At 70.4% G+C, this 18,281-nt stretch carries 16 protein-coding genes; 12 read left to right on the plus strand and 4 right to left on the minus strand.

The genetic code is table 11. From position 1 onward, the window contains the following. Positions 1–95 precede the first annotated feature (95 nt). The 5 genes from GXW71_RS01145 (at position 96) to GXW71_RS01165 (ending at position 5,579) form a co-directional block, all read left to right on the plus strand. Positions 96–473 carry a carboxymuconolactone decarboxylase family protein gene (locus tag GXW71_RS01145; protein WP_211850539.1) on the plus strand — a complete coding sequence of 126 codons (378 nt, stop codon included), beginning with the start codon at positions 96–98 and terminating at the stop codon, positions 471–473. After that, the gene (locus tag GXW71_RS01150) at positions 470–1,348 is read left to right on the plus strand and encodes a TAXI family TRAP transporter solute-binding subunit (protein ID WP_211850540.1); all 879 of its coding nucleotides are present in this window, start codon (positions 470–472) and stop codon (positions 1,346–1,348) included. The genes GXW71_RS01145 and GXW71_RS01150 overlap by 4 nt, the downstream gene beginning before the upstream one ends. A gap of 165 nt (positions 1,349–1,513) precedes the next feature. Further along, positions 1,514–2,023 (plus strand): RNA polymerase sigma factor, encoded by a 510-nt coding sequence (locus GXW71_RS01155; RefSeq protein ID WP_246526199.1) that lies wholly within the window; start codon positions 1,514–1,516, stop codon positions 2,021–2,023. 9 nt (positions 2,024–2,032) lie between these two features. Continuing rightward, the gene (locus tag GXW71_RS01160; RefSeq protein ID WP_211850542.1) at positions 2,033–3,001 is read left to right on the plus strand and encodes a FecR family protein; all 969 of its coding nucleotides are present in this window, start codon (positions 2,033–2,035) and stop codon (positions 2,999–3,001) included. 127 nt (positions 3,002–3,128) lie between these two features. Beyond that, positions 3,129–5,579, plus strand: coding sequence for a TonB-dependent siderophore receptor (locus GXW71_RS01165; RefSeq protein WP_211850543.1), 2,451 nt, complete (start codon positions 3,129–3,131; stop codon positions 5,577–5,579). Positions 5,580–5,591: 12 nt separating this feature from the next. Here GXW71_RS01165 and GXW71_RS01170 read toward each other — a convergent pair whose 3' ends face one another. Further along, the gene (locus tag GXW71_RS01170; RefSeq protein ID WP_211850544.1) at positions 5,592–6,356 is read right to left on the minus strand and encodes a hypothetical protein; all 765 of its coding nucleotides are present in this window, start codon (positions 6,354–6,356) and stop codon (positions 5,592–5,594) included. A 7-nt stretch (positions 6,357–6,363) separates the two neighbouring features. Next, entirely contained in the window at positions 6,364–8,409 is a 2,046-nt protein-coding gene (locus GXW71_RS01175) for a TonB-dependent receptor domain-containing protein (RefSeq protein WP_211850545.1), read from the minus strand. A 223-nt stretch (positions 8,410–8,632) separates the two neighbouring features. On the opposite strand from GXW71_RS01175, the gene GXW71_RS01180 reads away from it, so the two are divergent. Next, positions 8,633–9,154: an EF-hand domain-containing protein gene (locus GXW71_RS01180; protein ID WP_211850546.1), complete on the plus strand. Its 522-nt coding sequence runs from the start codon at positions 8,633–8,635 to the stop codon at positions 9,152–9,154. A gap of 18 nt (positions 9,155–9,172) precedes the next feature. Here the strand turns inward: GXW71_RS01180 and GXW71_RS01185 are convergent, their stop codons facing one another. Both GXW71_RS01185 and GXW71_RS01190 read right to left on the minus strand, forming a co-directional pair. Then, positions 9,173–11,542 carry a CaiB/BaiF CoA-transferase family protein gene (locus GXW71_RS01185; protein ID WP_211850547.1) on the minus strand — a complete coding sequence of 790 codons (2,370 nt, stop codon included), beginning with the start codon at positions 11,540–11,542 and terminating at the stop codon, positions 9,173–9,175. Positions 11,543–11,623: 81 nt separating this feature from the next. After that, complete coding sequence (locus GXW71_RS01190; protein WP_211850548.1) at positions 11,624–12,307, minus strand: GntR family transcriptional regulator; 684 nt, start codon at positions 12,305–12,307, stop codon at positions 11,624–11,626. A gap of 86 nt (positions 12,308–12,393) precedes the next feature. Between GXW71_RS01190 and GXW71_RS01195 the strand changes: the two genes are divergently transcribed. From GXW71_RS01195 to GXW71_RS01220, 6 genes are all read left to right on the plus strand, one after another. Next, the gene (locus tag GXW71_RS01195) at positions 12,394–12,615 is read left to right on the plus strand and encodes a biotin/lipoyl-binding carrier protein (RefSeq protein WP_211850549.1); all 222 of its coding nucleotides are present in this window, start codon (positions 12,394–12,396) and stop codon (positions 12,613–12,615) included. 163 nt (positions 12,616–12,778) lie between these two features. Further along, entirely contained in the window at positions 12,779–14,164 is a 1,386-nt protein-coding gene (locus tag GXW71_RS01200) for an acetyl-CoA carboxylase biotin carboxylase subunit (protein WP_211850550.1), read from the plus strand. A 16-nt stretch (positions 14,165–14,180) separates the two neighbouring features. After that, a complete protein-coding gene (locus GXW71_RS01205; protein ID WP_246526176.1) occupies positions 14,181–14,717 on the plus strand; it encodes a biotin transporter BioY in 537 nt (178 codons plus the stop codon). Between the two features lie 27 nt (positions 14,718–14,744). Then, positions 14,745–16,301 carry an acyl-CoA carboxylase subunit beta gene (locus GXW71_RS01210; RefSeq protein ID WP_211850552.1) on the plus strand — a complete coding sequence of 519 codons (1,557 nt, stop codon included), beginning with the start codon at positions 14,745–14,747 and terminating at the stop codon, positions 16,299–16,301. A 36-nt stretch (positions 16,302–16,337) separates the two neighbouring features. Then, positions 16,338–17,294 (plus strand): Bug family tripartite tricarboxylate transporter substrate binding protein, encoded by a 957-nt coding sequence (locus GXW71_RS01215; RefSeq protein WP_211850553.1) that lies wholly within the window; start codon positions 16,338–16,340, stop codon positions 17,292–17,294. A gap of 23 nt (positions 17,295–17,317) precedes the next feature. After that, entirely contained in the window at positions 17,318–18,280 is a 963-nt protein-coding gene (locus tag GXW71_RS01220; RefSeq protein WP_211850554.1) for a Bug family tripartite tricarboxylate transporter substrate binding protein, read from the plus strand. The last annotated feature ends 1 nt before the right edge of the window (position 18,281 follow it).

Consider the following 18,281-nt stretch of genomic DNA (forward strand, 5'->3'; position numbering starts at 1 on the left):
TTTGAGAATTGCGCAATGCCGACGAAACGCACACCATTCCTGAGTAACGAGATAAATGACCGGACCTCAGTTCCGGCCAGGGGAGATTGCCAGCCATGGATGTCAGCGAGTTGCGCGAGCGCGGCCTGGCGTTGCGCAAGGCGATGTTCGGGGAAGCGGCGGTCGAAGGCCGCATGCAGGCCGCCGGTGATTTCGGCGCGCCCTTGCAGGATATCATCAACGCTTATGTCTACGGCGATGTTTGGAGCCGCGCAGGCCTGGACCCGGTCGTCCGCAGCCTGGTGATGCTCGGCATCACCGCCGCCAGCAACCGGCCGGAGGAGTTCCGCGTGCATGTGAAGGGAGCGATCGCCAATGGCGCCACGGCCGAGCAGATCCAGGGGGTGCTGCTGCTGGTCGCCATGTACTGTGGCGTACCCGCCGCGATCGAGACCCACCGCATCGCCGCCGAAGCCCTGAGGTCCGTGCCATGAACGACAACGAAGCATCTCCGGTCCGGCTCGGCACGGCGACGCCGGGCGGCGGCTTCCCGGCCTATGGCGCGGCCTTCGCGGCCGCGGTCAACGCGGTCGATCCCGGCCTCGCCGTGACGCCGCAGCACACCAAGGGCAGCGCGGAGAATGTCCCGCTGCTGATCGCTGGGGCGCTCGACATCGCGCTCGTCGCCGGGGAAACAGCGGTCGCGGCGCTCGGCGGCCCTTCGCCGCTCACCGTGGTGGCGGCGATGTACGCGACGCCGGGCCTCTTCGTGGTGCGCGCGGATGCGCCATGGCTGAGCATCTCCGATCTTCGCGGCCAGCGCATCGCCTGGGGCGCGCGCGGTTCGGGCTTCATCGTGCTCGCGCGCCAGATGACGGCCGGTCTCGGCCTCGACATGGAGCGGGATTTCGCGCCGGTCTTCCTGGACCACGCCGGCGACGGTCCGGCGATGGTCCTGGACGGCAGCGTCGCGGCGCTCTGGGGTGGCGGCGCCGGCTGGCCGGGCTTCACGGCGATCGCTGCTGAGGGCGCCCGCTTCATCGCGCCCGATCCCGGCGAGCGGGCGCGCATCCTCGCCGCCGAACCCGGGCTCAGGGCCATGGAATTGCCGGCCGACAGCTATGCCGGCCAGCCGGCGCCGATCGCCTCGGTCGGGACCTGGAGCTATGTGCTGGCCCGCCCGGATCTGCCGGAGGCGCTGGGCCACCGCCTCGCCGCGGCGCTGCACGAGGCCGGCCCCGACCTGGCGGCGCGCCTGCCGCAGGGGCGCGAGACGACGCTCGCCAATACCCTCGCCGCCGCGCCGTCGCCGGAGACGCTGCACCCTGGCGTGCGGCGCTACCTGCGGGAGATCGGCCTCGGCCGCTGAGCCGGCGCTCCCGGCCGCGACATCCGCCTGCGCCTGCACGCTTGCCTCGGCCAGCCGCATGGCTTAGATGCGAATAATTATCAATGGCACAATGTCGCACAGGCGGTGCCATGGGTCGGCCTGCGGCGATTGTGGCCCAGCCGAGGATCCGGCGCTCAGGTGGCGATGCCCGATGATCTCGATGCGCTGTTCCGCCTCCATCACCGGGAGCTGCGGCAATTCGCCTATCGGGATCTCCGCTGCAGCGACGGCGCAGGCGATGTCGTGCAGGACACGTTCCTGCGCTACGCGACGGTGCTCAACCGGCCCGACGCGCCGGGCCTGATCGCCAATCCGCGGGCCTTCCTCTGGCGGATCGCCACCAACATCCTGCGCGACCATCGCGCCCGGCTGCGCCGCCGCGGCTTCCACGCGCGCATCGAGGATTGCGCCGAGACGCAGGCCGACCCGCGCCCCGGCGCCGACCAACATATCGAGGCCCGGCAGCGCCTGGCGCGGCTGCGCATGGCGCTTGCGGAGCTGCCGCCGGATTGCCGCACCGCGCTGCTGCTCAGCCGTCTGGACGGGCGCGGCCACCACGAGATCGCGCGATGCCTCGGGATCTCGGTCAGCATGGTGAGCAAGCACATCATGCGCGCGTTGCGGCACTGCCTGCGGCGCCTGGCAGCGGCGTAGCCTCCGTCGATGAACGCGCCTCCGGCCACGCCCGGTCTGCTCGACGATCCGCTTCCGGCTTTGGAGGAAGCGGCGCTGGACTGGGTCGTGCGGCTGCATTCGGGCAGTGCCACGGCCGCCGAGCGCGCGGCCTATGCGGCCTGGAAGGTGGCGACCCCGGAGCAGAACGCCGCGGCGCTCGCCGCGGAAGCACTCTGGGACGGGCTCGGCAAGGCCGCGAAACCGCGCCGCCGCCGCGCGCTGCTGCGCGGGGCAGGGGCCGGCGCCGTCATCCTTGGTCTGCTGGCGCTCGGGGCCGGCAGCGGGTTTCTGGATCATCCTGCGACCCTGCTGGCAGACCATCGGACCGGCATCGGGGAACGGAGGTCGCTGATCCTGCCGGATGGTTCGCGGCTCGATCTGGACAGCGCCACCAGCCTGGATGTCGCCTTCGATGCAAGGCGCCGCCGCATCCGGCTGCATGACGGGCGGATCCATGCCGAGGTTGCCGCCGATCCCGATCGGCCCTTCGAAGTCGAAGCGGCCGGCGGCCGGGTGCTTGCCCTCGGCACCGGCTTCGATCTCCGGCGGGACGGCGATGCGGTGCAGGTCGTGGTCACCGAGCACAGTGTCGAACTTGCCGTTCCCGGCCAGGCGCCGGTGCAGGTCGCGGCCGGGCAGCGGGCCGGCTATGGACCTGGCCGCCTCGATCCGCCGGCGCCGGCGGACCTGCGCAGCGAGACCGCCTGGCGGCGCGGGCAACTGATCTTCCATGGCCGGCCGCTTGGCGAAGTGGCGGCGGAAATGGGGCGTTACAGCCGGGGCTGGATCGTCTTCACCGATGCCGCCCTGCGCCGCCGGCCGGTGACCGGCGTCTTCCCGACTGACGATCCTGTCGCCTTCTTCGACGCCATCGCCGCCGCCCTGCCGGTGCGGCTGCGACGCCTGCCCTGGCTCACCATCGTCGAGCCCGATCCGCTGCGTGCCGGACGTCTCTGACGCAGAGTTTTCGTTCCGGAAACGCATCTTCGCTGTCGAGCTTCGCTGCCGCCTCGTCCTAGCCTTTTGAGAGCGAAGACCGGCCGCATTCCGTGGTGTCGCGCTCGGGCCATGAGGGGGCGACAGGGTGCGCAAGGGACAGTTGGGCTGGCAGCCGGCACGGGCGGCCGCCAGAGGGATTCTGCTGACGGCGGCGACGGTGGCCTGCGTCGCGAAGGGCGTGCCCGCCCGGGCCCAGGACAGCGGCGCTCCGACCCGGGCGGAGGCGGGGGCCGAGCGCGTCTTCGATATCCCTGCCGGCCCCCTGGGCACGGTGCTGACCGCCTTCGGGGAAGCGGCGGGCTATCGCGTGCTCGCCGCGACTGAGGCCATCGGCAGCCGGCGGAGCCCCGGTGTCTCCGGGCGCATGGCGCCGGAACAGGCACTGCGGCGGCTGCTCGCCGGCACCGGCATGACCTATCGGCTGACCGCGCCTGCGACGGTGACGCTGATCCCTCTGCCGGCCGGCAGCACCGATGAGAGCGGCGCCGTCAACCTGCCGGAGATCAATGTCAGCGCCGGCCTGGATCGTGGCTGGAGCCCAGTGCGCGGCTATGTCGCGCCACTGAGCGCGACCGGCACCCGCGCGGACACGCCGATCATCGAGACGCCGCAATCGATCTCCGTCATCACCCGCGACCAGATGGATGCGCAGCGTGCCGACACCATCGGCGAGGCGATCCGCTACACGCCGGGCATCATGCTGAGCCAGGGCTTCCGGCGCAGCGACGAGACTTTCGTGCTGCGCGGCTTCCAGGGCTCCGAGCAGCTTGGCACGCTGTATCGCGACGGCATGCGCTGGGGCGCCAACAACTATGGCCTCGGCCTGACCGAACCCTATGGGCTGGAGCGTGTGGAGGTGCTGCGCGGTCCCGCCTCCATCATCTTCGGCGCCACCGAGCCGGGCGGCATCGTCAACCTGATCAGCAAGCGGCCGAGCTTCACGCCGCTGCATGAGATCGAGCTGAGCGCCCGCAGCGACGGCAATTACCGTCTCGCCTTCGATCTCGGTGGGCCGCTCGATGCCGAAGGCACGCTCGCCTATCGCCTGACCGGGGCGTGGCGTGAGGGCGACACCATGATCGACCACATCCCGGATGATCGCCGCTTCCTGCAGGGCGGCCTCACCTGGCGGCCCGGCGCCGATACCTCGGTCACCTTCCTCGCCAACTACTACAATGGTGAGACGCGCTACAGCTACGGCTATCCCTTCAGCGGCACGGTGCTGGACAACCGTAACGGCCGTATCGCCAGCAACCGCTTCGTGGGCGAGCCTGGCTTCGACTACTACCGCACCGAGAACCTGGCGCTCGGCTACCTCGCCGAGCACCGCTTCGACGATGTCTGGACGGTGCGGCAGAACGTCCGCTACCTGACCGCGAGCGCGGATATCCGAGACCTGCAGTTCCTCACCCTGCTGCCGGACCAGCGCACCGTCACCCGCTCGGCCGAGAACCGGCGCACCAGCTCCACGCAATTCGTCATCGACAACCAGGTGCAGGCGCGGCTGGTCTTCGGGCCGGTCGAGCAGACCATCGTCGCCGGCCTCGAATACACCGACACGCGGCTGGTCGATATCCGCGGCGTGGCGCGGGTGGGCGTGCCGACGCTCGATCTCTTCGCGCCGCGCTACGGCACCGCGGTGGTGCCGGTCGCGCGGCTCGGCAGCACGCTCAACACCCTCAATCAGACCCGGCAGATCGGCCTCTATCTGCAGGACCAGGTGCGGATCGCTGATCGGCTGATCCTGTCGCTCGGGGGGCGCTATGACTGGGTGGAATCCGACATCACCAACCGGCTGGGGCGTACCGCGCTCTCGGTCAGCGATGGCGCCTTCAGCGGGCGGTTCGGCCTCGTCTACCTTTTCGACAGCGGCTTCGCGCCCTATGCGAGCTATGCGGAATCCTTCCAGCCGACGACCAGCGGCACGACCTTCGATAGCTCCGCCCTGCGTCCGACGCGCGGGCGGCAATACGAGGTCGGCATCCGCTACCAGCCGCCAGGCCGGCAGAGCCTGATCACCGTCGCGGGTTATGAGCTGACCAAGGAGAACGTCACCACGGTCGACCCCGCGCATCCCGGCTTCGTGACCCAGGCGGGCGAGGTGCGCGCGCGCGGCGTCGAGGTGGAAGGGCGCTTCAGCCTCGACAACAATATCGGGCTCATTGCGTCCTACGCCTATACCGATGCGCGGATCACCCGGTCGAACGGTCCCGATCTCGGCCGCATACCGGCGGGCGTGCCGACCCATCAGGCAGCTCTCTGGGCCGACTACACGGTGCGCGAGGGCGCGCTGGAGGGGCTCGGCTTCGGGGCCGGGCTGCGTTACATCAGCACCACGCGTGACACGGCGAATTCCGTCCGTGTGCCGGACTACACGCTGGCGGATGCGATGGTCCGCTACGACTTCGCGGAGCGCTGGCGCCTGTCGCTCAACGTCACCAACCTGTTCGACCGCCGCTATGTCGCGTCCTGCACCTATGCCTGCTTCTACGGCGACCGGCTGACCGCGACGGCGGCGCTGCGCTATCGCTGGTGACGGTCGCCGTGATCATCCCGGCTCGGCGGCGATCAGGTAGTCATGGCCGTGCACCAGGCCGCCTTCCTGATCGCAGAGGAGCTGGGCATGCCGGCGCAGTTCGGCCGCCTGCCCGGCGAGCGCTTTCGCCAGCGCAGCGTCGGCGGTCCGGGCGATGAGGGCGCTGGCGGTCGCGATCTGCAGCTCGACCCAGCGCATGTCGTAGTGGTTGGGGAAGCGCTGCGCGAAGCGGATGCGGAGCCCCGCCCCGGCTAGCCGGTCCGCCACCCATTCGGCGGGATATTCCCGATAGGGCGTCTCACCCGCCAGCAGATGGCAGGCATCGCGGAAGCGTCCGATTTCCTGCACCAGACGCCCCGCCGCATCCTCCGGCCGGCCGAGGACATAGGGATCGAGCCCGATCACATAGAGCCGGCGCCGGACCAGCGGCCGCAGGCGCAGGAAGAGGTTTTCTTGGAAATAAGGCGCATAGGCTTCGAGCGCCCCGAGCAGATACTCCGCGATGACCGTGTCATGCGCTTCGCCGGCCAGCAGCGCCGGATCGGCCCAGTTGCCGGCGATCAGGCGGTCCCCGGCGCGCATCTGGTGCGCCACGGCCGCACGCGTCTTGGCCAGCAGGTCGGGATCGGCGCTGACGCCGGTCCAGCGCAGGCTCGGCAGGAAGCTGATCCAGCCTGCCGATCGGGCGCCGGTGCCGGCGTCGAGGACCGATCCCCAGGGCATCCCGCCCTGCAGCCGCTCGATGACGCCGAACAGCCCGGGCGAGGGCACGCCCACGCCCGCGTCAGAAGCGCAGCGTCAGACCGCCGATGATGGTGCGGCCACGACCGCCATCCACGGTCTCGGAGGCGGGCAGGGTGTAGGTCTGGTTGCTGATGTTGGTCACGTTGAAGAAGGCGGTCAGGTTGTCGTTCATCCGCCAGGATCCGTAGAGGTCGCCGGTGGTGTAGGAGTTGATCGGGACCGCCGTCGCCGCCGTGCTGGCCGACTGCGTGCGGCCGACGACGCGCAGTCGGGCGCCGAGCGTGAGCTGGCGTTCGAAGAGGCGGACGCCGGCATCGAAGGTGAGGTTGCTGCGCGGCAGATAGCTGCGATCGGCGCCGTCGGCGTAGTCGATGCTGGTATGCGTGTAGGCGACGTTGAAGTAGGCCAGGCCGGTGTCGTAGCCGCCCTCGATCTCGACCCCGCTCAGCCGGCTGGTGCCGGGTACGTTCTCGTAGAAATTGAAACTGCGCGATGCGCCGGTGATCGAGGAGCCGCGCACGGCGACCAGGTTGATCAGGTCCTCCACGTCATTGTCGAAATAGGCGACCTTCACGCGCAGCCGATCGCCATCCATGAACAGGTTCCGCCGCAGCACATTGGTACCGATCTCCCAGCCTTGCGAGCGCTCCGGCTGCAGATAGGGATTGGGATAGAAAGTGGAGGTGCCGCCAGCGGAATGCGGGCCGGAATACATGGTCTCGGAGATGGTGGGTGGGCGGAAGGCCCAGCCATAGGTGGCATAGAACTGCAGCCCCGGCAGCGGTCGCACCGCGAGCGTCAGGCGCGGACTGACCCGGCCTTCACCGCGGTCGACGCTGTAGGGGCCGGTCACCGGCACGCCGATCGCCGGCGCGGCATAGCCTTCCGCGTCGATGTCGAAGCGGTCGTAGCGCAGGCCGAGGACCGCGTCGAAGATGCCGCGGGTGACGGTGGCCTGGGAATAGACACCGGTCATGCTGAGGCGCCCGTCACCATTGACGCCGCCCTTGCGGGTTTCCGTGTCGTCGGTCGCGTATTGCGCGCCGTAGAGCCACTCCACGTCGGCGCCGCCGAGGGCGAAGCGCGAGGTGTTCGAGAGGCCGACCTCATAGGCGCTGTTGACGATGCGCCGGCCGGAGGCGGTGGTCGAGAAGGCGCCGGCCTCGGTCAGGTAGTTGTTCATCCGGATCTGGTTGTAGGAAGCGCTGGCCTGCAGATCGATCCAGGGATTGTCCGATGGGCGGAAGTTGTAGGCGAGGCGGATCAGGTTCGATTGCATCGTCTGGTCATAAAAATTCGAGACGAAGCGGTTGGTGTAGACGCTGCCGGTCAGGGCCAGCCGGTGCTCGGGATTGGGATCCCAGTTGAGCCGGAACAGGCCGGAACGCAGGGATTGCTCGGTGTTCGGTACGGTCTGGCCGCGGCCATTCTCGTAGGCGGAGTTGGTGCGGCCGCTGGCGCCGGCCAGCACGCTGATGCCTTCGCCGAGGCGCGCCGCACCAATCAGGCTGGCATTCCACTGATAGCCATTGGTGCCGGTCATGCCGGTGAGGCGACCGCCCATGGTCTGACCGGGGCGCAGGATGTCCTCGACATTGAGCAGGCGGAAATTCACCGCGCCGACCAGCGCGCCCATGCCGGACGGTCCGCTGATCGCGCCGCGCTCCACATCGATGCCGGAGAGGAAGGCCGGATCGATATAGGCGAAGGACCCGCCTTCATGGCCGGCCGGCCGGAAGTTCTGCCGCACACCTTCAACCATCATGTTGACGCGGCCGACGCCCTCGAGCCCGCGAATGTTCACGGAGACGCCGGGCTGGGAGGAGAAGCCGCCGGCCGCGACGCCCGGCACCGTCTCCAGCAGGCGGTTGGTGTCGCCGCCTTCGCGGATCTGCTCGGGCGTCACGCGGCTGACCGCGGCGGGCGTCTCAAAGGGCGCATCGGCGGCCTGGCCTTCGGCGGTGACCGGCTGCAGGCGCGTGGCCGCCGGAGCAGCCTCCTGCGCGGCCGCGGCGAGCGTGCCGACGGCATAGAGCGCGGTCGTGGCCAAGAGACCGCGCAGCACATTGAATCCCATTCTCGTCATGAGATGCCCCTTCCACCCGACGGTCGCCCTTCCCGTCAGTGGGGGTTGCACCTTTGGTTGATGGCGGCGCATTTAATGCAAGTGATTCTTAATTGCAATACTGTAAGTGATACAATCTGCAATCCGGCGACGGGACGAGCAGCCAGGCAGCGAACCTATTGCGAATGACTCTCATTCGCGTTAACAAATCCGGCATCCGATAACCAACCGCAAGAGGGCGTCCATGACGATCCGCCTTTCGCTCGCCTTAGGCGCCTGCATTCTTGGGCTCGCCACGCCAAGCCTCGCACAGGCACCTGCCGCACCCGCCGAACGGCCGAGCCCAGAAGCGGCCGCCGCCGCACAGCAGCGCTTCCGCGAGCGCTTCTTCCGGCAATACGACAGCAACCGCGACGGCAGCGTGACCCGCGCCGAATACGATGCCGCGCGCGAGGCGCAGTTCCGCGCGACCGATCGCGATGGTGATGGCGCCTTGTCCCAGGTCGAATACGTCGCCGAATATGAAGGCCGGCTCCGCGCCGATTATGGGCAGCGGCCGCTGGACGATGATTTCCGTCGCGCCATCGAGCAGGCGCACCGGCGCTTCCGCGCGATCGACCGGGATGGGGACCGCAGCATCAGCCGCGCCGAATACGACGCCGTGGCCGGCCGCACCTTCGCCCAGGCCGACAGCAATGGCGATGCCACCGTCACCGCCGCCGATGCCGGGGCGATCCATCCGGTGTCGCAGCCGCGGCGGGACTGAGCGCCGGCCGCCTGGTCTTCAGCCGACCGCCGCGCGCGTCTTGCGCGCGGTGACCGGCACTGCCTCGGTGCCGATGATGCCGGCCGCTTCCAGCCGCGCCAGCTCCGCGGGTGAGAGGCCGAGCTGGCCGCCCAGCACGGCCGCGTTATCCTCGCCGAGCGTCGGCGCCGGGCGGCGCACCGCGTAAGGGCCGCGCCCGGCTTCGCGGAAGGGCGCCGAGGGCTGCGCATGCGGGCCGAGAAAGGCGCGGTCGATCGGCTGCCAGAAGCCGCGGGCGCGCAGATGCGGGTCGTGGTAGAGGCCGGTCGGCCAGCGCAGCGCGCCCGCCGCGACACCTTCGGCCTGCAGCGCGGCCATGGCACCATCGGCCGTTCGTCTGCGTGTCCAGTCGGAGAGCGCCGCCTCCAGCGCGGCTTCCCGCTGCCGGCGGCCCGCCGCTGTCGACAGCGCAGGATCGGCCGCGAGCTCCGGCCGACCGATCGCCCGGCAGAGACCCTGCCATGTCGCATCATCGGTCACCGCGACCGCGATCCAACCATCCGCCGCGCAGGGGAAGCAGCCATGCGGCACCTGGGCCGGGTGCCGGTTGCCGAAGCGGGGCCCCGGCGATCCCGTCGCCGATTGCGCGACGATCCAGGGCGCCACCAGGGGGAACATGCACTCCACCTGCGCGAGGTCGATATGCTGCCCCTCGCCGGTGCGGGCGCGGTGCAGCAGCGCGGTCAGCAGCGCCGCCGCGGCATTGAGGCCGCCGACCGGGTCGCCATAGGCGAGCTGGTTGGTGGTGGGCGGCCAATCCGCCTCGCCCGAGACGCTGGGCAGGCCCGAGGCATGCTCCAGGGTGGAGCCATAGGCGCGGGCATCCCGCCAGGGTCCGCTGCCGCCGAAGGCCGGCATGGAGACCATTACCAGATCCGGCCGCTCGGCAGCGAGCGCGGGGTAATCGAGTCCGAGTTTCGGCAACACGTCTCGCGCGTAATTCTCGACGACCGCATCGGCATCCTCCACCAGGCGCTTCAGCAGCGCGGCGCCCTCCGGCACCGAGAGGTCGAGGGTGACGCCGGCCTTGTTGCGGTTGAGCACGCCGAAGCGCAGATCCTTCTCGTATTGCCGATCGGTGAAGAAGGCCTCGCGCGGATCGACGCCGCGCCACCAGTCCGGATACTGCCGTGCCTCGACCTTCACCACCTCGGCGCCGAGGTCGGCGAGCTGGCGGGTGCAGAGCGGCCCGGCCCAGCCCATGGAGAGGTCGACGACGCGCAGCCCCGCCAGAGGCAGGCCGGTACTGCGGCCGGGCACCGGCGCGACGCGAGGCGGGAGCGGCATGCCGTCATGCGCACCGGGGCACGGCGCGGTGCCGCCGGCCCGCGGCGGCGTGCGCGTCAGGTGTTGCGGCAGGGTAGGGCCTTCGAAAGCCGCATCGCCGATGCGCACTGTGCCGAAGGCATTGCGGGCGCGGTGCATCGGCGTGGCGAGGAGCGTCGCCATGTCGGGCACCACCGCGAAAGGCAGGCGGCGCGCCAGCGCCTCCTCGAACCATGCGGCGGCGCTGCGTTCGGCGAGGCGCGGCACGAAGAGCGCCTCGAGCTCCGTCACATGGCGCAGCCGGTCGATGCCCATGACGAAGCGCGGATCCCGTCCCACCTCCGGCGCGCCGATCATCTCGCAAAAGGCGCGAAACTGCGCCGGCGTCACGACGGTGACGCCGAGCCAGCCTTCGCGGCAAGGATAGACGCCGAGTGGACAGGTGGGGGCGAAGCGGTTCACGCCATGCCGGCGATCCACTTCGGGATGGGTCAGGCCCTGCGCCGCCTGGTACTCCGCGACCGTGACATTGGCCTCGTGGATGCTGACCTCGAGCCGCCGCGGCGCGCCCGAGAGCAGGGCCGCGGTGACGGCATTGAAGGCGGCGATGCCGCCCAGCACCGCACCCGCAATGCCGCCCAGCATGGAGGGCGGCCCTTCGGCCGGACCGGTGCCGGTGAAGACGCCGGCGAGCGCGCGGCAGGTGACGTCGGTCGCGGCGAAGCCGGCATAGGGGCCGCTCTCGCCGAACCAGGAGATCAGCGCGGTGATCGGCGCTTCCGGGCCGCGCGCTCCGGGCGGCCGCGCCTCCAGCAGCACGTCGAAACCCGATGCCGCGGGCGGCGCCGTCACGCTGCGCTTGTTGGTGTTGAGCCAGGCGAAGAGGGCGGATTCCGCGCCGCCATCGCCGGTCGCGACCAGCGGCGGCTCGCGGCGCAGCGCATCGCCCTCGGGCGATTCCAGCTTCACCACGGCGGCACCGAAATCCGCGAAGAGCTTGCCGGCATAGGCCAGGGCGACGCCGCTTCCGGCCTCCATCACACGAAGATGGGCAAGCGGAAGGGCGTCGCGGTCAGGCGGCATGGGAACGGTCTTCCTCCTCGCCGGGACCTTCTGCCGGGCCCGCCATATTTGTGATCATAGAATAAGGTGGCGGCTCGGGCGTCAAGCCCTGGCGGTGACGTTGATCTCCGGCAGCCGGCGCAGCAGCGCATCGGAATAGACGGCGATGTCGCGCTGCATGGCGAGGCGCGCGAGCGTCGGGTCGCGTTCCCGCATCGCGCGGATCACCGCATTGTGCGGATGCTCTTCCGGCTTGTGCAGGAAGCGCATCTGCTTCAGCGCGAAGTTCAGCGGGCCGCATTGCAGCCAGAGGCCTTCCACGATGCGCAGCAGCACCGGCATGTCGGCCAGCGCGCAGGTCGCCATGTGGAAGCGCTCGTTCTCGATCATCATGTCCTGCATGCGGCCTTCGAGCCGGGCCTCGGTCATGCGGGCATGGATGGCGGCCAGGCGATCCGCGTCGGCGGAGCTGGCGCGCTCCGCGGCGCGTTCGGCGGCCTTGCCTTCCAGATCGATGCGCAGCTCGCAGACCTCGCGCAGCCGCTCGTCGGAGAGCACCGGCACGCGCGCCGAGCGGTGATCGATCTGCTCCAGCGCATTCTCGCTGACCAGCCGCGCCAGCGCCTCCCGGACCGGGGTCAGACTGACGCCGAGTTCCTCGGCGAGGGTGCGCAGCTTGAGCTTCTCGCCGGGGCGGAAGCGGCTGCGCATCAGCTCCGTGCGCAGCCAGTGATGCACGCGGATGGCGACACGCTCATGGCCCTCGGCGCGGGGCTCGGCATCCATGGGCGGCTTCCCTCGGTCTCTTGACAGGCTCCGGCGTCAGGCGCGGAATATGTGATAACAAAATTCGGACGCTTTGGGGAGACGTCATGGCCGAGAGCCCTGTCAAAGCCGAGATCACTGCGGCCGTCTGGAAGATCGAGGCCGGGCCGGGCACGCGCGTCGCTGAGGGCGACGCTATCCTGCTGCTCGAATCCATGAAGATGGAGATCCCCGTCGCGGCGCCGCGCAGCGGCCGGGTGAAGGCCGTGCTGGTGGCCGAGGGCGACCTCGTGGAGGAAGGCCAGGTCGTCGCGACCTTGGAGGACTGAGAGCCTGTCTCGAAATGGCCGCGGGGCGATCTGGCGGGCCTTGTCCGCCCCTGCCGCGCCGGCTTCCGCCGATGCAACCAGCATCGGCTGCGTCACCCGCCACGGCAGGAACGAAAAATGCCTCGCCAGCTCACCGCCACGCCATTCCGAGACAGGCTCTGATATGCAGGGGCCGGTCCTGATCGCCAATCGCGGCGAGATCGCCTGCCGCATCGCCGCGACCTGCCGGCGGCTCGGCCTCTCGACGGTCGCGGTCTTTTCCGATGCCGATGCTGGGGCGATGCATGTCGCCGCGGCCGACGCCGCCGAGCGCATCGGCCCGCCATCGCCACGCGAGAGCTATCTCTCCATATCAGCAATCATCGACGCCGCGCGGCGCTCCGGCGCGCGCATGGTGCATCCGGGCTATGGCTTCCTGAGCGAGAATCCGGATTTCGCCGGCGCCTGCACCGACGCCGGGCTGGTCTTCATCGGGCCGCCGGAAGCCGCGATCCGCGCCATGGGCGGCAAGGCGGCGGCCAAGGCGGTGGCGCGCCGGGCCGGCGTACCCTCGGCCCCCGGCTATGAGGGGGAGGATCAGGCGCCGGAGCGGCTGGCGGCGGAAGCCGCGCGCATCGGCTTTCCGGTGATGATCAAGGCCGTCGCCGGCGGCGGCGGCCGCGGCATGCGGCGGGTGGAGGCGGCGGAGGATTTCGCCGCGGCGCTGGCCGCCGCACAGCGGGAAGCCGCGGGTTTCGGCGACACCCGCGTCCTGGTGGAGAAGCTGGTCGCCAGCGCGCGCCACATCGAGGTGCAGGTCTTCGCCGATGCTCATGGCAATGTCCTGCATCTCGGTGAGCGCGACTGCACCCTGCAGCGGCGCAACCAGAAGCTGGTCGAGGAATCCCCAGCCCCTGGCATGGATGCGGCGCTGCGCGCCGAGCTTGGTCGCCGCGCCGTCGCGTTGGCGCGCGCAGTCGGCTATGTCGGCGCCGGCACCGTCGAGTTCGTCGCCGATGCCGCGGCACCGCTCGCCGCCGACCGCATCTGGTTCATCGAGATGAACACGCGGCTGCAGGTGGAGCATCCGGTGACCGAGATGGTCGCTGGCCTCGACCTGGTGGAGTGGCAGCTCCGCGTCGCCGCCGGCGAGGCGCTGCCGCTGACGCAGGCACAGGTGAGGCTCGAAGGCCATGCCATCGAGGCGCGGCTCTGCGCCGAGGATCCGGCGCGCAATTTCCTGCCCTCGCCCGGCCACCTCGCCATGCTCGATCTGCCGGAACCGGGGCCCGGGCTGCGCATCGATGCCGGGGTGCGCGCGGGCGACACGCTGACGCCCTTCTATGATCCGATGATCGCCAAGCTCATCGCCCATGCGCCGACGCGGACGGAAGCGCTGGAGCGCCTCGCCGCCGCGCTGGATGCGGTGCGGGCCGAGGGGGTGCGGCTGAATGCCGGCTTTCTCGCACGCGCGCTGCTGAGCCCTGAGATGCGGGATGGCGCCGTCGACACGCATTTCCTCGACCGTTTCCGTCTCGATGAGGCCGCCGCCACGCACGGCGCCGCCTGATGCAGGGAGATCCCGCATGAACACCATCACCCGCTCCACGCTGTTCCGCCCGGCCTTGCTGGCACTCGGCGGCAGTCTCGCGATCGCCGCCTCCGCGCAGATCCAGGTGCCGATGCAGCCGGTGCCGATGACCCTGCAGAGCCTTGTCGTGCTGCTGGTGGGCGTCGCCTATGGCTGGCGACTCGGTGCCGCGACGGTACTGCTCTATCTGGCGGAGGGCCTCTGCGGCTTGCCCGTCTTTGCCAGCTTCCGCGCCGGGCCGGCAGCGCTCATGGGGCCGACAGCGGGCTTTCTGATCGGCTTCGTGCCGGCGGCGGCGCTGGCCGGCTGGCTCGCCGCGCGCGGCTGGGCGCGGGGGCTCTGGCGACCCGCCGCCCTCTTCGCCGCCGGTCATATCGTGCTCTTCGCGACGGGTACCGCCTGGCTTGCCTGGCTCTTCGGCCTCGATCGCGCGGTCGCGGTAGGGTTGCTGCCCTTCCTGCCGGGCAGCGCCGTGAAGGTGGCACTCGGCGTAGCTCTGCTCGCCGGGCTTCGCGGCCTGCGCCGGGCCTGACGCACGAAGGAAAGAGGGAACCGCAAGATGGTGTGGCAGGCGGAACTGGAGGAGTTGCGGCGGCGCGAGGAATTCGCCCGTCGCATGGGTGGCGCCGACAAGGTCAAGCGCCAGCACGATGCCGGGCGGCTCACGGTGCGCGAACGAGTGGAGACGCTCGCCGATCCCGGCAGCTTCCACGAGATCGGCGCGATCGCCGGCCGGGCGGGCTATGACGCCGAAGGCCGCCTCACCGAGCTCACCCCGTCCAACTGCGTCTTCGGCCGCGCCACCTTGGATGGCCGTCCGGCGGTGCTGGTCGGCGACGACTTCACCGTGCGCGGTGGCTCCGCCGATGCGACGATCCGCGAGAAGCCGCTGATGGCGGAGCGGATGGCCAATGAATTCCAGCTGCCGATCATCCGCATCATCGAAGGCTCCGGTGGCGGCGGCTCGGTGAAGACCATCGAGACCACGGGCCGCGCCAACCTGCCGGGCGGCGTCGGCGGCACCGGCCTCTTCAACTACACAACGCTCAATCTCTCGGCGGTACCGGTGGTCGGGCTGGGCCTCGGCTCGGTCGCCGGCCTCGGCGCGGCGCGTCTGGCCTCGAGCCATTATTCGGTGATGACCAAGAGCTCGGCGATGTTCGTCGCCGGCCCGCCGGTGGTGGCGCGGCTCGGCGAAGATTTGAGCAAGGAACAGCTCGGCGGCTGGGAGATCCAGACCCGCAGCGGCGGCGTCGACCACGCCGTGGAGACCGAGGAGGAAGCCTTCGCCTGCGCGCGGCGCTTCCTCTCCTACCTGCCCTCCTCGGTGCATGGTCTGCCGCCTGCCATTCCCTGCGAAGACGATCCGGGGCGCCGCGACGAGAAGCTGATGGCGGCGGTGCCGCGCGACCGCCGCCGCGTCTACCAGATGCGCCCGATCATCGAGAGCGTGGTGGACCGGGGCAGCTTCTTCGAGATGGGGAAGATGTTCGGCCGCTCTATCATCACCGGCCTCGCGCGGCTCGATGGCCGCGCCGTCGCGGTGATGGCGAGCGATCCCTTCTTCTATGGCGGGTCCTGGACCAGCGATACCTGCCAGAAGGTGGTCCGCTTCATCGACCTGGCCGAGACCTTCCACCTGCCGGTGGTCTACCTGATGGACTGCCCGGGCTTCATGGTCGGGCTGGAGGCAGAGCGCAGTGCCACCATCCGCCACGGCGTGCGCGCCATGGCGGCGATGAACCAGTGCACCGTGCCCTGGTGCACCATCGTCGTGCGCAATGCCTTCGGCGTTGCCGGCGCGGCGCATCAGCCGGCCGGTCGCCTCTCGCTGCGCTACGCCTGGCTCTCCGCGCGCTGGGGCTCGCTGCCGCTGGAAGGCGGCATCGAGGCCGCCTACCGCGCCGAGATCGATGCCGCCGAGGACCCTGCGGCGAAGCTCGCCGAGATCGAGGCGCGGCTGAACCAGCTCCGATCGCCTTTCCGCACGGCCGAGACCTTCTGGATCGAGGAGATCATCGACCCGCGCGAGACGCGCCCGCTGCTCTGCGATTTCGCGCGCCTGGCTGATCCGCTGCGCCGGCCGGAGCCGTCGAGGCTGCAGATGCGACCGTAAAGCGCGCGGCGCGGTAGCGCCTTGGGAGGAATACCAATGAAAAGACTTCTGGTCGCGGCTCTGGCGTTGCTCAGCCTCGGCAGCCTGCCCGCCGGCGCTTTCCCGGACCGCCCACCGCGCATCCTGGGCGGCTTCGCCGCTGGCGGCACCAGCGACATCGTCAACCGGCTGCTGGCCGAGGCGGTGGCGCCGCATCTCGGCCTACGCCCGGTGGTCGAGGTGCGGACCGGCGCCAATGGCTTCATCGCCGCCGAGGCCGCGGCGCGCAGCGCGCCCGACGGCCACACCGTCGTGCAATGCGCGACCGGGTTGCTGACCGTGACCCCGAACCTGCCGGGTGCGCAGCTCCCGATCGACCCGGCGCGCGACCTGGTGCCGATCGCCAACATCGTCCACTCCACCCAGGCCATGGTCGTCGCCGCCCGGTCGCCCTATCGCAGCGTGGCGGAAGTGCTGGCAGCGGCGCGGGCGCGGCCCGGCACCATCACCTATGCGAGCGCCGGCATCGGCTCCGTCTCGCATCTGTCGGGCGCGCGGCTGGCGCAACTCGGCGGGCTCGATCTCGTGCATGTGCCCTATCGCGGCGCAGCGCCGGGCGTGCTGGACGTGGCAGCGGGACGCACCGACCTCATCATCACCAATCTCGGCGATGTCGCCGGGCAGATCGGCGAAGGGCTGCGGCTGCTCGCCTTCGCCGACGGCATCGGGTCGCCGCGCTACGCCGGCACAGGACAGGTTTCGGACGCGCTGCCCGGCTACGCGGTCAGTGGCTGGTTCGGCCTGTGCGGCCCGCGCGGCATGCCGGAGCCGGTGATCACCCGCTGGGTGGAGGCGATCCGCGCCGGCTTCGCCGACGCCGCGATCCGGCAGCGCCTGCAGGAGAACGGACTGACCCTGCGGCTGGAGGACAGCGCGGGCTTCGCGCGCACCATCGAACAGGACAGCCGCTTGTGGCGTGAGGTGATCCGCGCCGCGAGCATCCGCGTCGAATGATGCACAGCCACGGAGGGAAGCCGATGACGAGAAGAATGGCGGCGGCGCTGCTGGGCGCCGCGCTGCTGGCGGGCCCGGCGCTGGGACAGACGGCGGACCGGCCACTGCGGATCATCGCCGGCTATGCGCCGGGTGGCACCTCCGACATCACCGCCCGGCTGGTGGCGGAAGGCGTGGCCGCGACGCTCGGCCAGCGCCCGGTGGTGGAGAACCGCACCGGCGCCAACGGCTTCATCGCCGCCGAGGCCGTGGTGCGCGGCCCGACCGACGGATCGACCGTGCTGCAATGCCCGATGGGCAACATGACCATCAGCCCGGAAATGCCGGGAATGCACATCCCGATCGACGTGGCGCGCGACCTGGTGCCAATCGCCAATGTCGCGCGGTCGAGCTACGCGGTCGTGGTCGGCGCGCGCAGCCCCTATCGCAGCATGGAGGATTTCCTGACTGCCGCCCGGGCACGGCCGGGCGCGCTGAGCTATGCCAGCGCCGGCGCCGGCACCGCCCAGCACCTCTCCGGCGAACGGCTGAAGGCGATGGCCCGGATCGATCTTCTGCATGTGCCGTATCGCGGCGCGGCGCCGGCGGCGCTCGACATCATCGCCGGGCGCGCCGACCTGCTGATCACCAATCTCGGCGACGTCATCCGCCAGATCCAGGGCGGCGAGATGCGGCTGCTCGCGATGGGCGATGCCGACGGCTGGCCGGATTTTCCCGATGCGCCGCGCCTGCCGTCTCTGGTGCCCGGGCTGCAGGTGCTGGGCTGGTTCGGCATCTGCGGCCCGCGCGGCATGCCGCAAGAGGCGGTGTCGCGATGGGCGGAGGCGATCCGCGTCGCGCTGCAGGATGCAGGTTTGCGCCGGCGGCTGCTGGACAATGGGCTCGCGCCCTTCTTCGAGGATCCGGAGAGCTTCGGCCGCACCATCGCGCGCGATCGCGCGGTCTGGGGCGAGGCGATCCGCGCGGCGGGGATTCGCGCGGAATAGG

Origin of the sequence: Plastoroseomonas hellenica (assembly GCF_018129085.1) — a bacterium.
Lineage (GTDB): Bacteria > Pseudomonadota > Alphaproteobacteria > Acetobacterales > Acetobacteraceae > Plastoroseomonas > Plastoroseomonas hellenica.